Genomic DNA, 20929 nt, shown 5'->3' on the forward strand with positions numbered 1-20929 from the left:
CACCGGCCTGGGCGGTTCGTGGCGTACCTCTGCCCCTGAAATCAGGCTCCTATGCCAGGAAGGCGGGTCAGGAGAAAGAGCAGGCCGCGAAATGCGTCAGGCGGAGATGCGGTTCCCGATGTGGCGGTTTCCCGCGTGCGTCCCGGAAAATGGGCGCCGGGCAGCGAAGGTCGGGGCAGCAGCAGAGACGGTCATCTTCCATCCGCTAGTCAAAGTAATCATTTTCCCAACCTCCTTTTCGCCTCGGACGCTGCACCGGTTGACTGACCGGACAGCGCACACCTCGTTCCCGGCGGGTCGCTCTGGGAACAAGAATAAAGCTACACCATGAATCCGGAGATTGACCAGCTAATTCACAGTTAATTCAGAAAATAATTCCCTAGAGGCCCCAGCGGATAATCGCGGGAGTCTTCTTGTCCCATCCCAGGGTGCACACTTTCGCGGTTCCGAGGAGGAAGTGCCGGCCTTCGCGGGCGTCCAATTCGAGCCAACGGGCGGTGAGGATCCGGGAGAAATGGCCGTGCGCCACCACCAGCACGTTGTCCATTCCGGATTCCAGCACGCGCGCGATGATCTTGTCGGCACGGGCCGCCACGGAATCCAGGGTCTCCCCGTTGGGCACTCCGTCGGTCCAAATGAGGTAGTCCGGGTTGTCCTTGCGGATCAGGTCCGAGCTGATGCCCTCGTAGTCGCCGTAGTCCCATTCGACGGCAAGCGGTTCGTGGATGGCGTCGGGGAAGCCGGCAAGTTCTGCGGTGCGGCGGGCGCGGCGCAGCGGCGAGGTAAGCACGAGGTCGAATTCGATGCCCTCCAGGACCTTGCGGGCCTCCACGGCCTGCTGCTCGCCCTCGACGGTCAGGGGCAGGTCCGTCAGGCCGGTGTACTGCCCGCTCTTGGACCATTCGGTCTCGCCATGGCGCATGATCCACAACTGCGGGCGGGAAATCTTTGCCGGGTCAATCACTTAGGACTCCTCTGCGGGCGTGTCATTCGAAGGGTCTTCGCCGGAAACTTCGTCAGCGGAAGGCTCGACGGCGGATTCGGGCTGCTCAGCCCACCAGGCCTTGAGTTTCGCCACCGCGTCGTCGTACTCCAGCGGGCCGTATTCCATCCGCTGGTCCAGGAGGAACTTGTAGGCGCGGCCGACGACGGGTCCCGGCTTCAAGTCGAGCAGCCCCATGATCTGCCCGCCATCCAGGTCAGGCCGGATCGCGTTGAGTGATTCCTGCTCGGCCAGGGCGGCTATCCGCTGCTCCAGGTCGTCGTAGGCGAAGGACAGCCGGTCGGCCTTGCGCTGGTTCCGCGTGGTGACGTCCGAACGGGTCAGGCGGTGCAGGCGCTCCAGCAGGGGACCGGCGTCGGCCACATAGCGGCGCACGGCCGAGTCGGTCCAGCCGGCATCGCCGTATCCATAGAAACGCATGTGCAGTTCCACCAGGCGCGCCACCGCCTTGATGCTGTCGTTGTCGAAGCGCAGCGCCTTCATGCGCTTGGCGGTCAGCTTGGCCCCCACTACGTCATGGTGGCGGAAGCTCACCGCGCCGCCCGGTTCGAAACGGCGCGTAGCAGGCTTCCCGACGTCGTGCATCAGCGCGGCGAACCGCAGCACGAAGTCCGGGCCCGGCACGGGGCCATCCGGTCCGGTCTCCAGGGCCGCGGCTTGCTCCAGGACCTGAAGGGAGTGCTGGTAGACATCCTTGTGGCGGTGGTGCTCGTCGGCTTCCAGGCGCAGGGCAGATACCTCGGGCAGCACGTATTCGGCGAGTCCGGTGTCCACCAACAGGTCGATACCAACCCGCGGGTGGGCTCCGTTGATCATCTTCACGAGCTCCTCGCGGACCCGCTCGGCGGAGATGATCTTGATGCGGTCCGCCATTTCGGACATGGCCAGGCGGACGTCGTCGTGAACCGAGACACCCAGCTGGGACGCAAAGCGGGCGGCCCGCATCATGCGGAGGGGGTCGTCGGAGAACGAGGCCTCGGGGGCGCCCGGGGTGGCCAGCTCCGCCGCGTGCAAATCGCGCACGCCGCCGAAGGGGTCCACGAGTTCCAAGGAGGGCAGGCGCAGCGCCATGGCGTTGATGGTGAAGTCGCGGCGCAGCAGGTCGTCCTCGAGCGAGGAACCGAAGGCCACCATCGGCTTGCGGGAATCGGGGTCGTACGCCTCGGCCCGGTACGTGGTGATCTCGATCTGGAAGCCGGCCTTCTTCATGCCGATCGTGCCGAATGCACGGCCGATGTCCCAGAAGTTGTCGGCCCATTTCCTGATGACGGAAAGGGTTTGCTCGGGCGTGGCGTCGGTGGTGAAGTCCAAGTCGGGGGAGGTCCGGCCCAAGAAGAGGTCGCGCACCGGGCCGCCCACCAGGGACAGTTCGAATCCGGCGTCAACAAAGCGCTGCCCGAGGTCCAGCACCACCGGGTCGAGCTTGAAGTTGACTGAAGAACTGTCCAATACCTGCGCCATAGTCCCTTAAGCTTGTCAGATTTTCGCCGCCCCATCACACAGCCCATCACACCCGGTCCGGGCATGGGCCCGCCGAAGACGACGGCGCGTCACCAGGAGGCAACCGCGAGTCCATGTCCCGGTCATCAAGACCGGGCAAGAGTCGTTAGAGTGGACTTCATGGCCAACCCGATCCCGAGTGCTCCTGGCAGGAGGACCAACGCACCGTTGCCGTCGGCAATCGGTGCGCATGTCGCGCCTGCCCCGCACCCGGTCCAGGCCTCGCTTCCCACCGTGGAGGAAGTGTCGGCCGGCGGCGTGGTCGTGGACACCTCCGACGGCGAACTCCGGGTTGCGATCATTGCCCGCCTTAACAGGGGTGGCCGGCTCGAGTGGTGCCTGCCCAAGGGCCACCCGGAGGGCAAGGAAAACAACGAAGAGGCTGCGGTCCGCGAAATCGCCGAGGAAACCGGCATCGAGGGCAACGTCCTGGCACCGCTTGGCAGCATCGATTACTGGTTCACCGTCAGCGGCCACCGGGTCCACAAGACCGTGCACCACTTCCTGCTCCGGGCCACCGGTGGCGAGCTGACCATCGAGAACGATCCCGACCAGGAAGCCATCGACGCCGCCTGGGTTCCGCTGCACGAACTGGCACGCAAACTCTCCTTCCCCAACGAGCGCCGCATCGCGGATCTGGCCAAGGAAGTCCTGCCGGAACACCTCTGAGCACATCGCTCATGGGACGATTAGGGCAATGTCTGCTGCGAAGAATTCCCAGTCCGTCCAGTCCGGAGAGGCCCGGTCGAGCGCCATCATGGCCGCTGGGACCCTCGTTTCGCGTTTCCTCGGCTTCGCAAAAACCTGGATGCTCGCGGTCGCCCTCGGCCTGGGTTCGACGGTCAATGACACTTTCATCAACGCCAACAACCTGCCCAACCTGATCTTCCTGCTGGTGGCAGGCGGCGTGTTCAACGCCGTGCTGGTGCCCCAGATCATCAAGGCCAGCAGGGGTCCGGACAGGGGAGCCGACTACATCAGCCGCCTCCTGACGCTCGCGGTGCTCGTGCTGCTGGGGCTGACCCTGCTGGTCACCCTCGCGGCGCCTCTGGTCATCGACCTCACCACCCAGGGGTATTCGCCGGAGCAGAAAGCCCTGGCCGTCACCTTCGCGTTCTACTGCCTGCCGCAGATCTTCTTCTACGGCCTCTACGCCCTGCTGACCCAGATCCTCAACGCCAACGGAGCCTTCGGGCCCGCCATGTGGGCGCCCATCGTGAACAACGTGCTCGCCATCGCCGGCCTGGGCATGTTCATCGTGATCCTCGGCGCCAACCTGTATCACCCACACACCTTGGATAACTGGGGACCATTCCAGACCTTCCTCATCGCCGGCTTCTCGACCATCGGCGTCATCGCCCAGACGGCCGTCCTCTTCATTCCGGTCCTGCGACTGCGCCTCGGCCTGCGGCCGCGGTTCGGCTGGCGGGGCGTCGGATTGGGCCAGGCCGCAAAGCTGAGCGTCTGGACCTTGCTGACCGCCGCCGTCGGGCAGCTTGCGTTCCTTTATGTCATGAAGATCGCCACGATCCCCGGCGCCGAGAGGCTCCGCCTGGAGCACGCCGGCCAGGCCGAAGCGGCGGCCACCCTTCCCGGCAACGCCGTGCTGGAGGTCGCCAGCCAGCTGTACCTGCTGCCGCACTCGATCATCGCCCTGTCCCTGGCCACCGTGCTCTTCAACCGGATGACGCACGCCTCGCAGGCCGGCAACCGGGCCGAACTGCGCGAAGCCCTCTCGCACGGCCTGCGGACCATGGCCGTGGCCACCGTCTTCGGTGCCCTGGCCCTGTTCGCGCTGGCCGGGCCGCTAGGAATGTTCTTCTCCGGCGGAAAGCCGCAGGACGGCGTAATGCTCGCCCAGACCCTGACCATCCTGGCCTTGAGCACGCCGTTCATGAGCGCCAACTTCATGATGTCCCGCGTGTTCTACGCCAACGAGGATGCCCGCACGCCGTTCTTCATCCAGGTGATCCTGGCGGGTGTGAACGTGGTGGGCGCGTTCGTCATCCAGTTCCTGCCGGTGGACCGGATCATCTTCGCGATCGCCGTGCTGTACACCCTCGGAAACATCCTCTCCGTGGTGATCAGCGTCTGGTTCCTGCGCCGCCTGCTCGGGCATCTGGACGGGCCGCGCATCGCCAACTCCTACATCAGGATGGGCTACGCGGCGCTCGGCTCCGCCCTTGCCGGTACCCTCGCACTGTGGCTCCTCGGCAGCTACCGGGCGGACGGTTTCGCGTGGAGCAGCCGCCCGGCCGCCCTGGTGACGGTCGTCGTCGTCGGGCCCGTCATGCTGCTCGCCTACCTGCTGCTGCTCCGGCTCTTCCGCGTCAACGAACTGCGGGACCTCCTCCGCCCGTTGCTCGGCCGCCTCGGACGCGGGGGCGTGCCTGCCGCTTCCCCGGAAAGCGCGACGGCGGCCCGCGCCACGGTTTCGGACGACACCGGCCTGATTCCGCGCATCTCGGGCGAGTTCGACGCCGCATCCTTCCGCGCCGGACCCGACCTTTCCTCCTTCGGTCCCAGCGGAGGGCAGGAACCGGAAGACGAACACACCGGCTGGACCAGGCCCGCACGGAGCTATCTCCCCGAGGAAGACGAGGCGGCGGGCGCACGCGGCTCCTTGTTCCGGGGTTCCCAGCTCCGCCGCGACGTCCCCCTGCCCGGCAGGCGGACCCGCCAGGGCCCCGCCGATGGACCCTCCCGCCGGGGGCGCAAGCGCGGCCGTCGGGAGTGACTTGGCCCTTCCAACACAAGGCCGGTCCAGCTCAATCCGCTAGGATCAGAAGCTAATAGAGGTAGTTGCAGGCCACGGGTCCACCGGCTGACCGGGAGCCCCGGGGAAGGGCAACGCAGCTGCCGGACAGCCTAGGAGGAGCCCGTGTCCCAACCGATCGACGTCGGATCAGTACTTGGCGGCCGCTACAAGGTCACCGCCACCGTGTTGACCTCGCACGACCACGATCTGGTGCTCGACGGCGTCGACCAGGTCCTCAACCGGCCGGTCAGCATCCTTGTAGCCGGCCCCGGGAACGCCGAACAGCTTGCCCAGAGCGCCCGCGAAGTGGCCACGGGTGAACGGCCCGGCAACGTGCAGATCCTGGACCTCGGAGTCAGCGAAAGCACCACCTACCTGATTGCCAACCACAGCACGGCCCCGGACCTGCTGGACCTTGTGGTGGCCACCAATCCTCCTTACGTGGAGCCGTTCTTCACGGACACCCTCGGCAGCGAGATCTTCGGCCAGGCGCGTTCGCACGAGCCCGAGACCTATGACGGGCTGTACGACGACGATGAGCACGACGCCGCGTACATCAACTACGACGATCCCGGGAACTACGTCGCGGCCCCCGCGGAGCGCTCCGCTCCTGCCGGGCCTGCCGCCGGGGGACCGGCCGTCCCGCCCATGCCCGCAGCGAGGCCCGCCTCAGCGAGTGGCATCGGTTCGCGGATCGCGGCCGCGGCAGCCGGTGCGGGAGCCGCCGCCGCTGCGGCCGCTTCCGCTGTGAAAAACGCCGCCGGCAAGACCGGCTCGGAAACCGCCCACGACGACGCCGGCAGCCCGGCTCCCGTTGGCCCGGCCGACGCTGAACACCCGACGTCGGCCCCCTCGCAGCCGCCCGCGGCACCTGCCCCGACGGCCGCCACTCCGACCACTCCGGCCCCCGTGACGCCTGCCCCGGCACCGGCGGCGGAAGCTCCGGGCGCAGCCACCAACGGGGCCCCGCCGGCCAGCAAGGCTCCGCAGCAGACCGCGCAGCCTCCGGCCACCCAGGCCGTTCCCGCCGCACAGGCCGTGCCCCCGGCTCCGGCTGCGACCCCGCAGCAGGCCCCCGCCGCGGAAGCTGCTGAACGCCCCAAGGTCTCCCTTTGGTCCGACGACGACTTCGCCGGAGCAGGCGCAGCGGCCGGCGCGGCCGGCGGCTACGACCGCGGTGCCAGCAACTTCCCTGCCTCGGCGCGCAACCAGTCTGACGACTACGAGGAAGAGGATTACTACGAGGACGAAGAGCCGGTGCGGGAGTCACGCTCCATGCGCTGGTTGGTTGGCGGCATCCTCGCCGTGGTCCTGGTCGTTGGGCTCATCCTCGCCGTCAACACGCTCGGCGGCCTGCTGGGCAACAACAACGCGCCGGCGGCAAAGCAGAGCACCTCACCCACCAGCGCAGGTAGCGGCGGCACGGATACGTCCGGCAACAACTCCAGCGCACCGCCCGCCGCGGCAGCTCCAGTCATCGAGGGGGTCACCCGCCAGGGCGACTTCGATTTCGCGGGTACCTATGACAAGGACCTCGCCAAGACCTTCGACGGCAACGCAGCCAGCTTCTGGTCCAACATGGAATTCGCCACGGCCAACTGGGGCGGACTTGCTCCCGACGGCGTCCCGCTGGTCGTGAAGCTCAAGGAGCCCGCCGCGGTAAATTCCATTACCCTCAGCCAGTTGGGCGCTTCCGGAGGAAGCATCAGCGTCTACACGAACGACCGCCCGTCCATGGACGGCGCCAAGCTGGTAGGAACGAACAGCTTCACCTCGCCCGAACTGGCGATTCCGCTCAGCTCGCCCACTACAGCGCAGTACGTGATCATCAACATCAAGACCCTGCCCAAGCTCGCCGCTCCGAAGACCCAGTTCGGCTTCGGCCTCCGGCTCGCGGAGATCAAGGTCCAGTAAGCCAGCATGCCCCGTCAGCGCCGGTAACCGCAACGCGGTCTCCGGCGCTGACGCATTTAAGGACGCGCTGTTCCGGCCGCCTTCCGTCCGCCGTCGTTTGATCAGCTGCCCGACGCCGTCGGACACTTTAGTCCGACGGCAGCGGTCGTATTACGGCCGGCAACTGCTGCGGACTCGGGCGGCGAGGGCAGACGGTACCCTGAATATGGTGGATATTAGCTCCCCGGAACCACCGGAATATTCAACGGCGCCACGGGGTTGTGCCATGTGGCCGGGTTCGAGACCGGTGCATCGACTAAGGAAGAGGTTCACCCAACAGTGAGCAACGCAGAAAACACCGCGTCCCAGGTACGTGATGTCATCATCGTAGGCTCCGGTCCGGCCGGTTACACGGCGGCTGTCTACACGGCCCGTGCCAACCTGAAGCCGCTGCTCATCGCCGGTTCGGTCACGGCCGGTGGAGAACTGATGAACACCACTGACGTCGAAAACTACCCGGGCTTCCCGGACGGCATCATGGGCCCGGACCTGATGGAGAACTTCGAGAAGCAGGCTGCCCGGTTCGGCACTGAGATCCAGTTCGAGGATGTCACCGCTCTCGAGCTCGAGGGCGACATCAAGACTGTCACGATTGCCACAGGGGAGACCTTCCAGGCCCGTTCCATCATCCTTTCCACCGGTTCTGCGTACCGTGAGCTCGGCCTGGAGAACGAAAAGCGCCTTTCCGGCCATGGTGTTAGCTGGTGTGCAACCTGTGACGGTTTCTTCTTCAAGGACCAGGACATTGCCGTGATCGGCGGCGGTGACTCCGCCATGGAGGAAGCCCTCTTCCTTACGAAGTTCGCCAAGTCGGTCACGGTAGTCCACCGCCGCGACACCCTCAAGGCTTCCAAGATCATGGGCGACCGCGCCCAGGCCCACGAGAAGATCAACTTCCTGTGGAACACCGCAGTTGAAGACGTCATCGGTGGGGACAAGGTCACGGGCTTGAAGCTGAAGAACCTGGTTGATGGCACCGTTTCAGAGCTGCCTGTCACGGGCGTTTTCGTGGCGATCGGCAACGACCCGCGCACGGAACTCGTCAAGGACAAGCTCGAGCTGACTCCTGAAGGCACCATCGCTGTCCAGGGTCGCAGCTCCAAGACCAGCATCAAGGGTGTATTCGCGGCCGGCGACGTCATTGATCCGACTTACCGCCAGGCCATCACCGCATCCGGCTCCGGTTGCGTGGCGGCACTCGACGTCGAACACTACCTGGCAGACCTGCACGGCTGAAACTAGCAGCCGGCAAAAGGTCCATACGAAGGGAACGAAAGAATGAGCAACGCAAAAGACGTTACCGACGCCAGCTTTGGCACTGACGTGCTGAACGCCGAAAAGCCGGTCATCGTAGACTTCTGGGCGGAGTGGTGCGGTCCGTGCCGCAAGCTGGGCCCGATCCTCGACGAGATCTCGGTCGAATACGGTGACAAGGTGGACGTCGTCAAGGTCAACGTTGACGACAACCCGGCCATCGCCGCCGAGTACGGCATTACCTCCATCCCTGCCGTCTACCTCTTCGACGGGGGAGAAGTGAAGAACACCGTCATCGGTGCAAAGCCGAAGCAGTTCTTCGAAAAAGAATTTGAGGCTGTCCTTTCCTAGGATGGTTCACCCCGGGCGGGGAATTCGCGCCAGCGTCTGATCCCCGATCTAGCCGAAGCCGGCGGCCGTTGCTCTTTGAGTTGTTGATCATTGAGCAGCGGCCGCCGGCGTTTTCGTGAGTATGTTGCGCACAGTTGCGGATTCGCCGCCTTGGATGCGTTGAGGATAAACCGACTTCCGTTTCATCCTCTTGTGAAAATTCAGGGGAGCGTCCAGGGCAGCGCGGCTGCCGTCTGCGGCTGGTGTCCGCACCTTTCGATCTCGATTTACGCCCTCGGTGTCCCAGATGACTTCACCATAAGCACGGGGCGGTTTCACGTGAAACATCGTCTTGCGCTGATTGGATCGCCTGCCCCATCTGCACGCAGCGGCACTCAGCCTCACTCGGTCGCTCGGGGACGAGCTACCCGCCCGCCGGATTCAGGGCAGGGGTGAGGCCACAGGTCCTTGCTTGCCGTAGTTTCGCCCGCTCGCGTCAGCAGCTGGTTTCGAGAGGCGCCGTGTCCGCGAATCGCTGTACGGATCGTCCTGGAAGCCAAGGGGCCTTCAATCCAGCGACTTGTCGGCGAACACCTCTTGGGCCGAAGATCCCCGTTACGCCGCCATGATCCGCGGAACCCGTGCATTGTTTTGACTCGTCAATCGGCTTCCCAATGTCCATCCGGCCTTGGCAATGGAAACCGTGCAGTCAGCCGACGCGGATGCGCCAGGCCCAGAGCATCAAAGTCGGTAGGCGCAGCGCCGAATTCAACTGCAAGCGTTTCATCAGCACATTGACACGTACGGGAGTGAAGAACTCGGCTGCTTGGGCTTCGCACTCGCGGCGACCCATTCAGACACCGCGATCCGGCCGCGATGCCCAGGAATAGGCCCCCGTAGGCCGGCTTCGGCGCGTCCGCAGTATTTGCTCCCTGTAACAAGGGAACCCTTGCGCGAGCGATTCACCCTGTGCCCAAGTTGCCGGCGTGCTCGGCGATCCGCGGCGCCGATGACCAAAGCAGCCCATCCCTCATTGCTACGAAATGCTCGGACCGGGGGTCAACGCCGTCCAGTTGGGGGACACAAGCACTGCCTGAGCGAACCGTCAACGTCATCGCGCGCACAGGATGAATCTCGACCGGTCTCCACGGTCCCGACGAGTATTGACCCGTCCTCCATCCGGCTCTCTCGGACAAATGGCACCCTTCAGTGTGCTCGAGCTGCTATCCCGCACACTGCCCCTCCGGGGGTAAATAGCGAGCTGATCCCGCATTCGGGGCGCGTAAGGATGCCTGCCCGAAACTCTCTACACCCCATTAAGCGTTCTTTGAACCGTTCCTGGCCGCCTTTCACCCGTAGCGGGGCATTGCATCCCGCGGCCTTCTCCTGCCCTGCGAATCCGCGCGGCACGCTGGTCGGCCCACTATTACCGTTGCTGGCCCAGCCAGGCATCTCCGCAGACTGCAGCTCGCTAGGAACCGCAGGGGTTTACGCAAGTGGGTCAACCCGCTGCACGAAACCGGGTGGAGCAGAAAGCGAGGCTGGCAGTGTTCGATGTTCAGTCCTGTCTGAGGTGCCCAGCAACCCGGAAGTACCGATCGCAGCGCGAAGTAGAGCCCTGAAGCGACAACCCGGGCACCAATTTGGCAACCGGATTATTCAGGCCGGCCAGGCCCAATAGCGTTACGCTCGACGGACCGAGAGCGTCTAGCAACTGGCCGCCAGGACCCTCTGAGTTCCACATCAACGTCGAGTTTGTCCGACACACAGAATTTCCTGCCAGTTCCTCCGGCACAGAAGAACGATGCTCAGCAATAGCGTCCCAGGTGCGTTGATGCACGTCGCGAAAGGTGCGTGGGGCGAAACCAGTCTGCTTCCAACAGGCTCGCCGTCTCACCACATACGGTTTCCGGCGCGGGTGCGGACTTGGCCAGGTTGCTGTTTCACGTGAAACATCTGTGACCAGCGCCGCCGTCTGTTCAAGATGCCCTCCACTCGGTCTCGGCTGCCTCCCTCAAGGCGGCCTCCGTGAAGGACGGCCATCCGGCGAGGATACGAAACTTGCAGGCCATTTCAGCGGAAAGAGTTCTTGGTGCGCCTGCCGCGACGATCGTCCGAAATAGATGTCACCAGAGACTTCACCGCGCCACTGGCTCTACATCTTTCGCCGGACGACCAGAACCAGAGTGCCAAGGGTTAACCGCAGTTCACACTAGGCGGCAGACACCTTTTCACTTCCGTGTCTTACAAGGACAGCATCCCAGCCTTACGAGCAGAGTTGTCGACGCGTCTGGAAGTTGGGGGAATGCCCATCGGAAGAATCTTTGCGCTGTCCCGGCCTTGCAACGGACCCACGCGCCCGACGCTCGCCGCCAGAATCCTGTGCCACCCAGTTCCCGCGGTCGGTCCGTTCTGAACGCTGGCACCGGGGCCGACTCCGCGGACCAGTCGGGCGCATGGCTCATGCGGCCGTATGCGGGCATGTTTCACGTGAAACATGCGCGCTGCCTGTGTGAACCAGCAGACGCGGCAGAACACGATGACGCCACCATTCCCACGCCACCGAACCTTCCCGTTGTGGACGTACACCAGGCAGCAGCCCCACCACCGAACCAGCAATACGGCAAACCTCCCGGGAACGGAATGACCCTACGCGTTGCACGAAGGTACCAATCCGGTTGCCTACACAGCGTGCATCGCCATGCACCTATATCTGACCCTCCGTGTGCACCCTGCGCCGCTCCCAACTACCTGCCGGTCATGTCTGCTCGAGTGTGGTCCGGGGAACAGCCGAGCTAAGTTCTCACCCGGGCCTAAGCTGTCCCCGGCTGCAGACGCAGGCACCATGGCAAGCCAGCAGGTAGCAGGTATGAACATTCAACAGTCACCTAAGAGGTCTGGTATCGACAGCCATCGGTCCGGTCCGAGAAGTGCCCGCGCGGGTGCCATCAGTTGCTGGTGTCGCCCGGCTAATGCTGTTCTTCCCCCGCTCAATCTGGAACGGCAAGATTGCAGACGCACCCGCCTACACGTCAGTCCTACATGAACCTTGTCGGATACTGGGCCGATGGTCGCGACGACCAACTGTTCTGCCCGGGTGCCGCGCTTTCGCCCCCCCGGGAACCGGCTGTGTCGCTACCTATGGCTCCACGCGGTTAGGAGGACATAGCCACGACGGTCCAGGGACCGCCGCAGCATTGAGTTCCTTCAGCTGCTCATGACAGGCCCGCGCATAGCGGGTGCCGGCTCCGCCGCCCCACGCTGGCAGCCTCAGGGTTGCACTGCCAATGCAATTGGGCGTGGCATGCGCTGTTCAAACATCTGATCATGTCAGGGAAGCGGAGAGCCGCCTCGAGGATAATGACGCACACCACAAAAGAGTTATCCACCAGCGGTGCTGAAGTTATGCACAACGTTATCCACAAGCTATTCCACAGGCATTCTGGATTCCAGATCGACCACCGCGCTTGTGATGAGAGGACTGGTGGAAGCTTCCTCTCTAGGCATTAAAAGCCGCGCAGAACCCTGGCGTGACTCCCACCCCCTCCGGGGGCCAAAATTCGCGGGAAATCCTTCAAAAGGGCGTTGAATGGCCCCATGTGACGCCACTGCATGATGTTTCACGTGAAACGAATCTCGTAACGCGGCAGACGGCAGCGACCTTTGCTGAAGGCGGGACATGCCGCGCCTGCGGTATTGATTGCCAAGCAGTGGTGGCGTCCTTGCTTTCCACAAAGTTATCCACAGCGATATCCACCTACCCCTGACCTGTTTTCAACAGCCTCAGGCGCTCGATTGGGGAGGCAAAAGATCCGTTCGGTGGCCTCGCTCCCTGTTCACAAAGTCCTCCCTTGGCGTGCCGGTTGTGGGCCCTTGGCGTGCCGGTTGTGGGCGCTCGGCGCGGCACCAGACCTGGCTGTCGGGCGGTAGGGAATGAGGGGGAGTGACCTCCTACGCCAGGTGTTCATCGAAACTACATCAAGGACACGGAACCCCAGCAGAAGCTTGGCGAACACCAGCGGACCGCGCGCATTGGAAGCTGACCCTCCAGACCCGACTGGCCATAACGCAGCAGCATCGAAGCCCTATGCCGGATCCAACATTAGCGGGATACCTCCGTGCAACCGCACGACAAGGCGCGCTCACGCGGGACTCCACGCCAGCTTGTTCCGGTCAATGAGGCGTCCATTCGCCGCGGTTCAGTTCACTATGCGTCCCGCAGTGCCCGTGACGTCATCCATAACCAGACGCCAGTCAACCAGTAAGACGACACCGTACTCATGAGGGCCGGCCTCAAACTGGAAGATACAGTGAACGCAGTGATGCCGTTATGACACCTTCCACCGGATGGGGGCTGCCACCCACCCCCAACGATAAGGACACAGTGACAACCAGTACCGCCAGGCAGGCCTTTCAGCAGGCGCCGCCAGCTGCTCCGCCAGTGCCCGCGTTACGAGGGCGCGCCTGACTGCGCAGTACGGCTGAGTGCGACCAGGAGGAGGACAAGGGTGGCTGCGTCCTCGCAGGCGCCAGCGACCGTCCCACGCAGGGGAGACTACCGGCCCTTCGGGGCTTCCATCAACGGACACCCGGGGTACGTCATCGTCAACGCTCACTAGAGCGCTGGCCGCGGAGGCCTCATCGCCGTCAGGTGCCTTCACAAGCCCGCAGCCCGAGCTGCAGATCCTTATCGCTCCTGCCCTTCATTACGGCTCCTGCCCTTCATCGCTAGTCGGCAGCATCCTGACCTCCTGCATGCGGCAGGGTGGCGCAAGCGGCTGCTCTATACGTCGGTAGGGAACGGCACTCGGACGCAGGGAGGATGTTTCACGTGAAACAGTGGGCGTGCATTCCTCGGTGCTGCAGTAGAACGCCGGCGTTCATCCGCAATTTCGAAACGATGGCAGCGCTGTGCGCAGCACGGGAAACCGGGAGCGAGACTTGTGCACCACGCAGGGTGGGTCCTGCCTCCATCCGGCAATGCCATCACCGGGTCGATGAATGATTGAGTACGCGTGCGACACCAATCCTCTACACTCCGGAGAATACAAAGAGTTAGCCGGGGTCATGGTCGCCAGAAGCAGCAGATCGAACTTGCAAGCAAATGGAACCGAACTGCCCACCGATGCCTGGCCAGACATGGAATCACCGGCAAATTTGGGACAGGTGGACGGTGGACAAGCGGAGAACCCGGCTGTCGCAGTGCTGGCCGTGCGCCATATGTTTCACGTGAAACGGAGCTTTCCATTTCCGGACGAGCATTAGCGACTAATTGAGGTCAAGATCCATGCGAATAGGTGCCAGGCCTGCCAGCGGCTCGCCACCATTGAAGGCGAACCGCAACATGCCACCATGGCGCCGCTGGCGCTGATGAGCACGCGATGACCCATGGCGCGCGGGAACTATCGCAGTTCCCAGTTAGGATCGGACGGTGCCTGCACAGCCAAAAGGGTCCGTGGTCCGCCGTTACGGGACTCTCCAGCCTCTTATGCCCGCCCTGGGCGCCCCGATCCGCCGCTAGGAGGCTTAGGCCCGTATTACTGCCAAGGAACGCGAGCCCCGAGACCCGACTCTGCGAGTGCGCGAACACCGAGTTTGCCGGCTACGCGAGCCAGATCTGGCCACGATGAAGTACGCCACCGACACCAGAATGTGCGATCAGGGCAAGTAGGCACAGCTGCACGAGATCCCGGCAAACCAGCGGGGAGGAGCGAGACTGATGCAGTCGACTACTCACTTCATATACGGCAGGACACTGCGTATCGCCACGTACGCGAGCATCCGGAGGCCACGATGGTTCCTGATGGCCCAACAGAGAGGTTCAGCAGCACGCCTGAAAGAGTCGACGCAGAATAGGAATGCCCCTATCGGTCTCTGACGAACACCACGGAGCTGCGCGCGGGAAGTCAGGATACGTGGTTACGCGACCCGGAGTGGTTACGAGGCCACATAACCAAAGGCTCCAACGATGTCAGGTCCGGAAATAACCGGCTCACGTACCCCGGGCCTGCACCCGCGGAGGAATCACCCCAGGCAACGAACGGGACTAGGGCACGCCATCGTTCCACGTGAAACCCCGGCCAATCGGCCCCGAAAAGAATCGGACAAAGGAGGCGCAAAGGCAGCGGGGAAGAGAAAGGGCGCCTCTCCGAACGGAGAAGCGCCCTTCTGGCGTTGAAAGCTCTACTCCTCAGCGCCCGGAGACAGCACCTCCATAATGCGGTTCAGATCCTCAACGCTAGCGAACTCAATGCTTACACGCCCCTTGCGGGCACCAAGGGTGATCTTCACGTTTGTGTCCAAGCGATCGGAAAGGGACGAAGCCAAGTAGTCCAGGCGCTCGTGGCGGGCATTTGGGCGCGGAATGTTGTTCTTTACCGGCACCGCGGGCTCCTGGTACAGGGCAACGGCTTCCTCTGTGGCTCGCACCGACATGCCCTCGGCGACGATCTTCTGCGCCAGGCGCTCCATTGCCGCGGCGTCGGGAAGGGCAAGCAGCGCACGTGCGTGACCGGCCGAAAGAACGCTGGCAGCGACCCTGCGCTGGACCAGCGGCGGCAGCTTCAGAAGCCGAAGGGTGTTCGAGACCTGCGGGCGGGAACGTCCAATACGATCTGCGAGCTCCTCGTGAGTGGTACCGAAGTCCTCGAGCAGCTGCTGGTAGGCAGCCGCTTCTTCCAAGGGGTTCAGCTGGCTCCGGTGGAGGTTTTCAAGCAATGCGTCACGAAGAAGGTCAACATCGTTCGTGTCGCGCACGATTGCCGGGATGGTTTCAAGTCCGGCAGCCTGGACTGCGCGCCACCGGCGTTCACCCATGACCAATTCATACGGTTCTCCACCCTTTTCGGTTGAAGTACGTACAACAATTGGCTGGAGGACACCGATTTCCTTGACCGAGTGAATAAGCTCCGCCATGTCGTCTTCATCGAAGACGCTGCGGGGCTGCTTCCGGTTGGGATGAATGTCCTGCACCGGAATTTCGGCGAAACGTGCGCCGGGAACCTCAACGAGTTCGACTTCTGTCGCCTCGGGGGCAACAGGAGCGGCAGCAGTTTTCGCGGAATTGCTCCGCGCAGGCTTGTCAGCGGCCGGAGCCTTCGCAGCGCCCTTCGCGGGGCCGGTCTTTGGCTTGCTCGCCGCGCTGGCGGCCGGAGCCGAAGGGCTTTCGTCCGAAGCCGTCTTGGAGTGAGTCCGCACCGCGGACCTGGCGGGAGAAGCTGCAGGTGCTTCCGCCGTCGTCGGTTCAGTCTCGGGAGCGGAAGTCGCAGGTGCGGCCTTCTTTGCTTCCGGGAAGAACAGGTCCACCGGGCGGGACGTACCTGCGCCGTTGCCTGCAACACCAGCCGAAGGCGAGCTGGGAATGAGGGCACCAAGACCCCTGCCCAGACCCCGTCGCTTTTCGCTCATGTGTGTATCCCTCCAAAGGAACGGCAGGGAAGACCCGCCAAGGCTGTTGCAGTGTTTAGAGAAGTCTAGCGTTCAGCGATTTCCGCTGCGGCTTCCATATAGGAAAGAGCTCCGCTCGATGAAGAATCGTAAGTCATCACCGTCTGCTGGTAACTCGGCGCCTCGGAAATGCGGACCGAACGGGGAACCACTGCACTGAGCACCTGTTCCGGGAAGTGTTCGCGTACTTCGGTAGCTACCTGGGCAGCCAGGTTGGTGCGGCCGTCATACATCGTGAGGAGGATTGTCGAGACCACCAGGTCGCCATTCAGATGCTTCTGGATCATCTCGATGTTCTTGAGCAGCTGGCTCAGGCCCTCCAGTGCATAGTATTCGCACTGGATCGGAATCAGGACTTCGCTGGCCGCACAGAATGCATTGACAGTAAGCAGTCCGAGGCTCGGCGGGCAGTCAATGAAAATAAAGTCGAGCCGGGCTTCGCCGTTCTTCTCGCGTTCCTTTGCATACACGTCGATTGCCCGGCGGAGGCGCTGCTCACGGGCCACGAGGGAAACCAACTCGATTTCCGCACCGGCCAGGTGGATCGTGGCCGGCGCGCAAATGAGGTTGGGGACGTCGGGGCAGGGTGCCACCACTTCGCCGAGCGGCAGGTCGTTGATCAGCACGTCGTAAATGCTGTCGACGTCGGCGTGATGCTCAATGCCAAGCGCGGTAGACGCGTTACCTTGGGGATCGATGTCGATCACCAGGACGTTCAATCCTGCCGAAGCCAGAGCAGCAGCGATGTTGACCGTCGTCGTCGTCTTGCCGACGCCGCCCTTCTGGTTGGAAACGGTGAAGATGCGGGTCTTTTCGGGCTTCGGCAGTTCCCGGTCGAGCAGACGCTCCCTGCGGCGGGTCTCATTGGCGAGCTGGCGGGCGATGGGGCTGGAGTCGTCGATCGAGTCCATCACATTCCCTCCAGCACCAAGGGCTGTTTCACGTGAAACTATCGAGTTATCAACCCTGTTCGTGCTCATTTGTCCTGCAAGACCCAGCGTGGAGGGCGCAGAGACTGCACGTGCGGATCCCAAGGACATAAACGGGGGGATCCGATGCGTGGAGGTTTCGCTACTGGCCACTGTCACACTCACTCTCATTTGGCGTTGGCTGCCGTTCTCTAGCCTAACGGCTTCGCCTAGGACACGCCGGAAACAGCGCGGAAAGGCCGGCGGAAACTAGGCGGATTTCCGGGTCTTGTCGACGAGGACCTTGACCACGGTGGTGGGTTCCTCGAGCAGGTTCTCGCCGCACAGCACAACGCTGGTTTGGACTCCACCAAGCTTCCGGATGACCTTGGCGGCCTTCTCGATTTCCTCTTCGGCGCTGCGTCCCTTGATGGCGACAAGTTCGCCCTTGCCATCCAGCAGCGGGATGGTCAGGCCTGCGAGCTTGCTCAGTGCGGACACGGCACGGGCGGTGACGACGTCGGCCTTCACCAGGCCCACCGCGAGTTCGGCACGGGTGCGCATCACGGTCACGTTCTCAAGTCCGAGGTCGTCCACGACTTCCTGCAGCCAGATCACCCGCCGTTCCAGTGGCTCAATCAGCGTCAGTTCAAGGTCCGGGCGGGCGATCGCCAGGCACAGCCCGGGCAGCCCGGCGCCGGATCCGACGTCGGCCACGTGGCTGCCGTGGGCGATCTCCGATTCGATGACCGCGCAGTTGAGCACGTGGCGTCCCCACAGACGGGGGATCTCCCGCGGACCGATGAGCCCACGTTCGATCCCCGACGTCTCGAGGTGTTCCACGTACCGGCGGGCCAGATCCAGGCGGTCGCCGAAGATTTTCTCTGCGGCCGACAGGTCCGCTGCAGTAATGTCCGCCATGATCCTCTAGTCGGCCGAGACCACGATATGGCGGCCGGCGCCTTCGCCCTCGGACTCCGAGACGAAGCCGAGGTCGGCGACGGCGTCATGGACGATCTTGCGCTCGTAGGCGCTCATCGGTTCCAGGGCGACGGCGGAGCCGCTTTCCTTGACCTTTGCGACGGCGTCCTCGGCGATCTGCTGCAGCTCGCCGGCGCGCTCCTTGCGGTAGCCGTTGATGTCCAGCACGAGGCGGGAGCGGGTTTCGGTGGCGGAAAGCACGGAAAGGCGGGCCAGTTCCTGGAGCGCCTCGAGTACCTCGCCATCACGGCCTACCAGGCTCTCAAGACCCTCGGAGGCTTCCTCGGCGGCGATGGAGATGTAAGTGCGGCCGTTGCGCACCTCGATGTCGATGTCGCCGTCGATGTCGGCGATGTCCAGGAGTTCCTCAAGGTAGTCCGCGGCTACGTCGCCCTCTTCTTCGAGGCGGCGCGCTGCGCTTCCCTTGCCGGCGGGCTTCTCTTCTGCCTGGGATGACAGGGACTCGGTGGCCAGCCCTTCGTTCACGCCTTCAGCCTTCGTCTCTTCAGTGCTATCAACCGACATTACTTCTTCTTCCTGTTCTTGCGTTGTGGCTGGATGCGCTGGCCCTTGGGCTTCTCGGGCTCGGGATCTGCAGCGGTTTCCTCGGCCTTCTTCCCGCCGAGGATCGGCAGTGCCGGCAGCCCCTTGGCGGCACGACGCTCAGCGAGGGCCTTCGCGGCGGGGGAGCCCGGCGTCGGCATGCGGCGGATGACAAAGAACTGCTGGCCCATGGTCCACAGGTTGGTGGTGGTCCAGTAGATGAGCACACCGATCGGGAAGTTGATGCCACCCACGCCGAAGACAATCGGCAGGATGTAAAGCATCATCTTCTGCTGGCGCATGAAGGGGCTGGCCATGGCCTCTTCGGACATGTTCTTGGCCATGATCTGCTTCTGGGTGATGAACTGCGAGGCCGTCATCGCGAGGATCATGATGATGGACAGCGTCCAGACGGCCACCTGGTTGCCGCCGCCGCCATGCAGGAGGGACGCGGACAGCGGGGCACCGAAGATGCTCGACTGATCGAACTGCACCACCTGGTCATGGCTCATTGCACCGATGCCCTGGCCCTGGTCCTTGGCCTGCGAAATGCCGGACAGCACCTGGAACAGGGCGAAGAAGAACGGCATCTGGATCAGCATCGGCAGGCAGGCCGAGAACGGGTTGGTCCCGTGCTTCTTGTACATCGCCATCTGTTCCTGCGCCATGGCCTGGCGGGACAGCTGGTCGGTCTTGCCCTTGTACTTGTCCTGCAGTTTCTTCAGGTCCGGCTGCAGCAGCTGCATGCCGCGCTGCGCCTTGATCTGCTTGACGAAGACCGGGATCAGGGCAGCCCGGAGCACGAGCACCAGCCCGATGATGGACAGCGTCCACGTCCAACCGCTGGCGGCCGGCAGCCCGATGAAGCTCAGTCCCTCATGGAAGCCAACCATGATGACTGAGACCAACCATTTGAACGGAGCCATGATGGTTCCAAAGAAGTCCATACGTTTTCCCTATTTCCTCAAGCCGCTTCCCGGCGGCCGTCTTCATCAGCCTGAGCAGCCAGGAACAGGTCCGGGTTGTTCAGTACAACAATTGTGGGCATCTGGCCTTCGGGCCAGTGGCGGTGGCCGGCGGGGACGTGGTCCACGCCGCCGGCGTTCCAGGGGTGGCAGCGCGCAAGGCGCTTGGCGGCAAGCCAGCTGCCTTTGACGGCACCATGGACCGTGACTGCTTCAAGCGCGTAGGCGGAGCATGAAGGAAAGAACCGGCACACCTGGCCGTACAGTGGCGAAACGATCCGCCGGTAGGCCTTCAGCAGCAGGATGAGGATGTTGCGGGGCAGCTCCCAGAGAACGGAAGCAATGGACCTTGAGGATGAGGCAAGGAAGCGGACGACGGCGGAGCCTAGCTCATGCACGCGGTGTCCCTTCCGTTGTGGTGCTGCCGGTACGGTCCGGCAACGGCGGCGGAACCATTCCGCCAAGCCGCTTCCTGTTTGCTGCCAGGGCTGCGTTGAAATCGCCCAGCAGCTGTTCCCAGTCTGCGGAAGCCGCCGCCGGCAAGGCCCGGACAACTACAGCCAGGCCGGTTCCCTGGTTTTTCAACGCCAGGGCAGCTGCTTCCCTCAGTCTCCTCTTAACGAGGTTCCTGGTGACAGCGTTCCCGACAGCTTTGGAAACAATGAAGCCGAACCGGCTCGGTTCATCGGCAGCGATAGATGCCGTATATAACACTAAGTTCCGGCGTCCATTGCGGACGCCGGAACGTACTGTTGTTGAAAAGTCGGTTGAAGTCCGCAGACGATGGGAGGTGGCAAGCACCGCTTGACTCGCTTGGGAAGGTTGACCGACGAGTCAGTTATTTACGCCGACAGCTCGACGCGGCCCTTGCTGCGGCGGGCAGCCAGGATGGCGCGGCCGGCACGGGTGCGCATACGAAGGCGGAAGCCGTGCTTCTTGGCCCGACGGCGGTTATTCGGCTGAAAAGTCCGCTTGCTCACGTTAGTTACTCCAGTGGATCGAAGGTGCGCCCACCCGATCAAAAGGGGAAGAACTGGCCGACGCTAAGTTTTTTGTGCATCCGCACCCACCCAACGCCGGACAGTGCCGAAGATACAGGTGGCCGAAAGCGGACACATAGGACTTCACAACGTTAGGGCAAAAACACGCCGCGGGTCAAACCGGGAACCCCGCTCCTGACTATCCCCAGCTGTGGCAAAGTGGCGCCGGCAGCCTGTGGATGAAGTGGCTCACAAGGCCGTTTCCAGAACCACAACCATGTAATTATCCACAAGCAACTCCCCAGCTA

Annotated in this window: 15 protein-coding genes; 5 read left to right on the forward strand and 10 right to left on the reverse strand. The window is 63.4% G+C overall.

Translation table 11 applies throughout. From position 1 onward, the window contains the following. Positions 1-379: 379 nt before the first annotated feature. Positions 380-922: a histidine phosphatase family protein gene (locus tag ACZ9CK_RS18425; protein WP_426303565.1), complete on the reverse strand. Its 543-nt coding sequence runs from the start codon at positions 920-922 to the stop codon at positions 380-382. Positions 923-964: 42 nt separating this feature from the next. Continuing rightward, positions 965-2464 carry a CCA tRNA nucleotidyltransferase gene (locus ACZ9CK_RS18430; protein WP_426301115.1) on the reverse strand — a complete coding sequence of 500 codons (1500 nt, stop codon included), beginning with the start codon at positions 2462-2464 and terminating at the stop codon, positions 965-967. 207 nt (positions 2465-2671) lie between these two features. On the opposite strand from ACZ9CK_RS18430, the gene ACZ9CK_RS18435 reads away from it, so the two are divergent. The 5 genes from ACZ9CK_RS18435 (at position 2672) to trxA (ending at position 8819) form a co-directional block, all read left to right on the forward strand. After that, on the forward strand, positions 2672-3172 hold the full coding sequence (locus ACZ9CK_RS18435) for an NUDIX hydrolase (protein WP_426303567.1): 501 nt from the start codon (positions 2672-2674) through the stop codon (positions 3170-3172). Between the two features lie 28 nt (positions 3173-3200). Next, entirely contained in the window at positions 3201-5240 is a 2040-nt protein-coding gene (murJ, locus tag ACZ9CK_RS18440) for a murein biosynthesis integral membrane protein MurJ (RefSeq protein ID WP_476050724.1), read from the forward strand. A gap of 144 nt (positions 5241-5384) precedes the next feature. Next, positions 5385-7175, forward strand: a complete 1791-nt coding sequence (locus ACZ9CK_RS18445; protein WP_476050725.1) for an ABC transporter substrate-binding protein — start codon at positions 5385-5387, stop codon at positions 7173-7175. A 318-nt stretch (positions 7176-7493) separates the two neighbouring features. Further along, complete coding sequence (gene trxB, locus ACZ9CK_RS18450) at positions 7494-8450, forward strand: thioredoxin-disulfide reductase (protein WP_476050726.1); 957 nt, start codon at positions 7494-7496, stop codon at positions 8448-8450. Between the two features lie 42 nt (positions 8451-8492). After that, positions 8493-8819: a thioredoxin gene (gene trxA, locus ACZ9CK_RS18455; protein ID WP_426301123.1), complete on the forward strand. Its 327-nt coding sequence runs from the start codon at positions 8493-8495 to the stop codon at positions 8817-8819. A gap of 6162 nt (positions 8820-14981) precedes the next feature. Here trxA and ACZ9CK_RS18460 read toward each other — a convergent pair. The 8 genes from ACZ9CK_RS18460 to rpmH form a co-directional block, all read right to left on the reverse strand. After that, positions 14982-16205, reverse strand: a complete 1224-nt coding sequence (locus ACZ9CK_RS18460) for a ParB/RepB/Spo0J family partition protein (RefSeq protein ID WP_476050727.1) — start codon at positions 16203-16205, stop codon at positions 14982-14984. A gap of 65 nt (positions 16206-16270) precedes the next feature. Then, on the reverse strand, positions 16271-17326 hold the full coding sequence (locus ACZ9CK_RS18465; RefSeq protein WP_426301127.1) for a ParA family protein: 1056 nt from the start codon (positions 17324-17326) through the stop codon (positions 16271-16273). 96 nt (positions 17327-17422) lie between these two features. Further along, on the reverse strand, positions 17423-18073 hold the full coding sequence (gene rsmG / locus ACZ9CK_RS18470; protein ID WP_426301129.1) for a 16S rRNA (guanine(527)-N(7))-methyltransferase RsmG: 651 nt from the start codon (positions 18071-18073) through the stop codon (positions 17423-17425). A gap of 6 nt (positions 18074-18079) precedes the next feature. After that, complete coding sequence (locus ACZ9CK_RS18475) at positions 18080-18658, reverse strand: Jag family protein (RefSeq protein WP_426301131.1); 579 nt, start codon at positions 18656-18658, stop codon at positions 18080-18082. Then, a complete protein-coding gene (gene yidC, locus ACZ9CK_RS18480; RefSeq protein ID WP_426301133.1) occupies positions 18658-19623 on the reverse strand; it encodes a membrane protein insertase YidC in 966 nt (321 codons plus the stop codon). Before yidC ends, ACZ9CK_RS18475 begins: the two co-directional genes overlap by 1 nt. 17 nt (positions 19624-19640) lie before the next feature. After that, positions 19641-20039 carry a membrane protein insertion efficiency factor YidD gene (yidD, locus tag ACZ9CK_RS18485; protein ID WP_476050728.1) on the reverse strand — a complete coding sequence of 133 codons (399 nt, stop codon included), beginning with the start codon at positions 20037-20039 and terminating at the stop codon, positions 19641-19643. Beyond that, positions 20032-20442: a ribonuclease P protein component gene (gene rnpA / locus ACZ9CK_RS18490; RefSeq protein ID WP_426301137.1), complete on the reverse strand. Its 411-nt coding sequence runs from the start codon at positions 20440-20442 to the stop codon at positions 20032-20034. Before rnpA ends, yidD begins: the two co-directional genes overlap by 8 nt. Before the next feature lie 41 nt (positions 20443-20483). Next, entirely contained in the window at positions 20484-20621 is a 138-nt protein-coding gene (gene rpmH, locus ACZ9CK_RS18495; protein WP_074588526.1) for a 50S ribosomal protein L34, read from the reverse strand. Positions 20622-20929: the final 308 nt, after the last annotated feature.

The sequence above is a fragment of the Arthrobacter sp. TE26545 genome, from assembly GCF_056279005.1.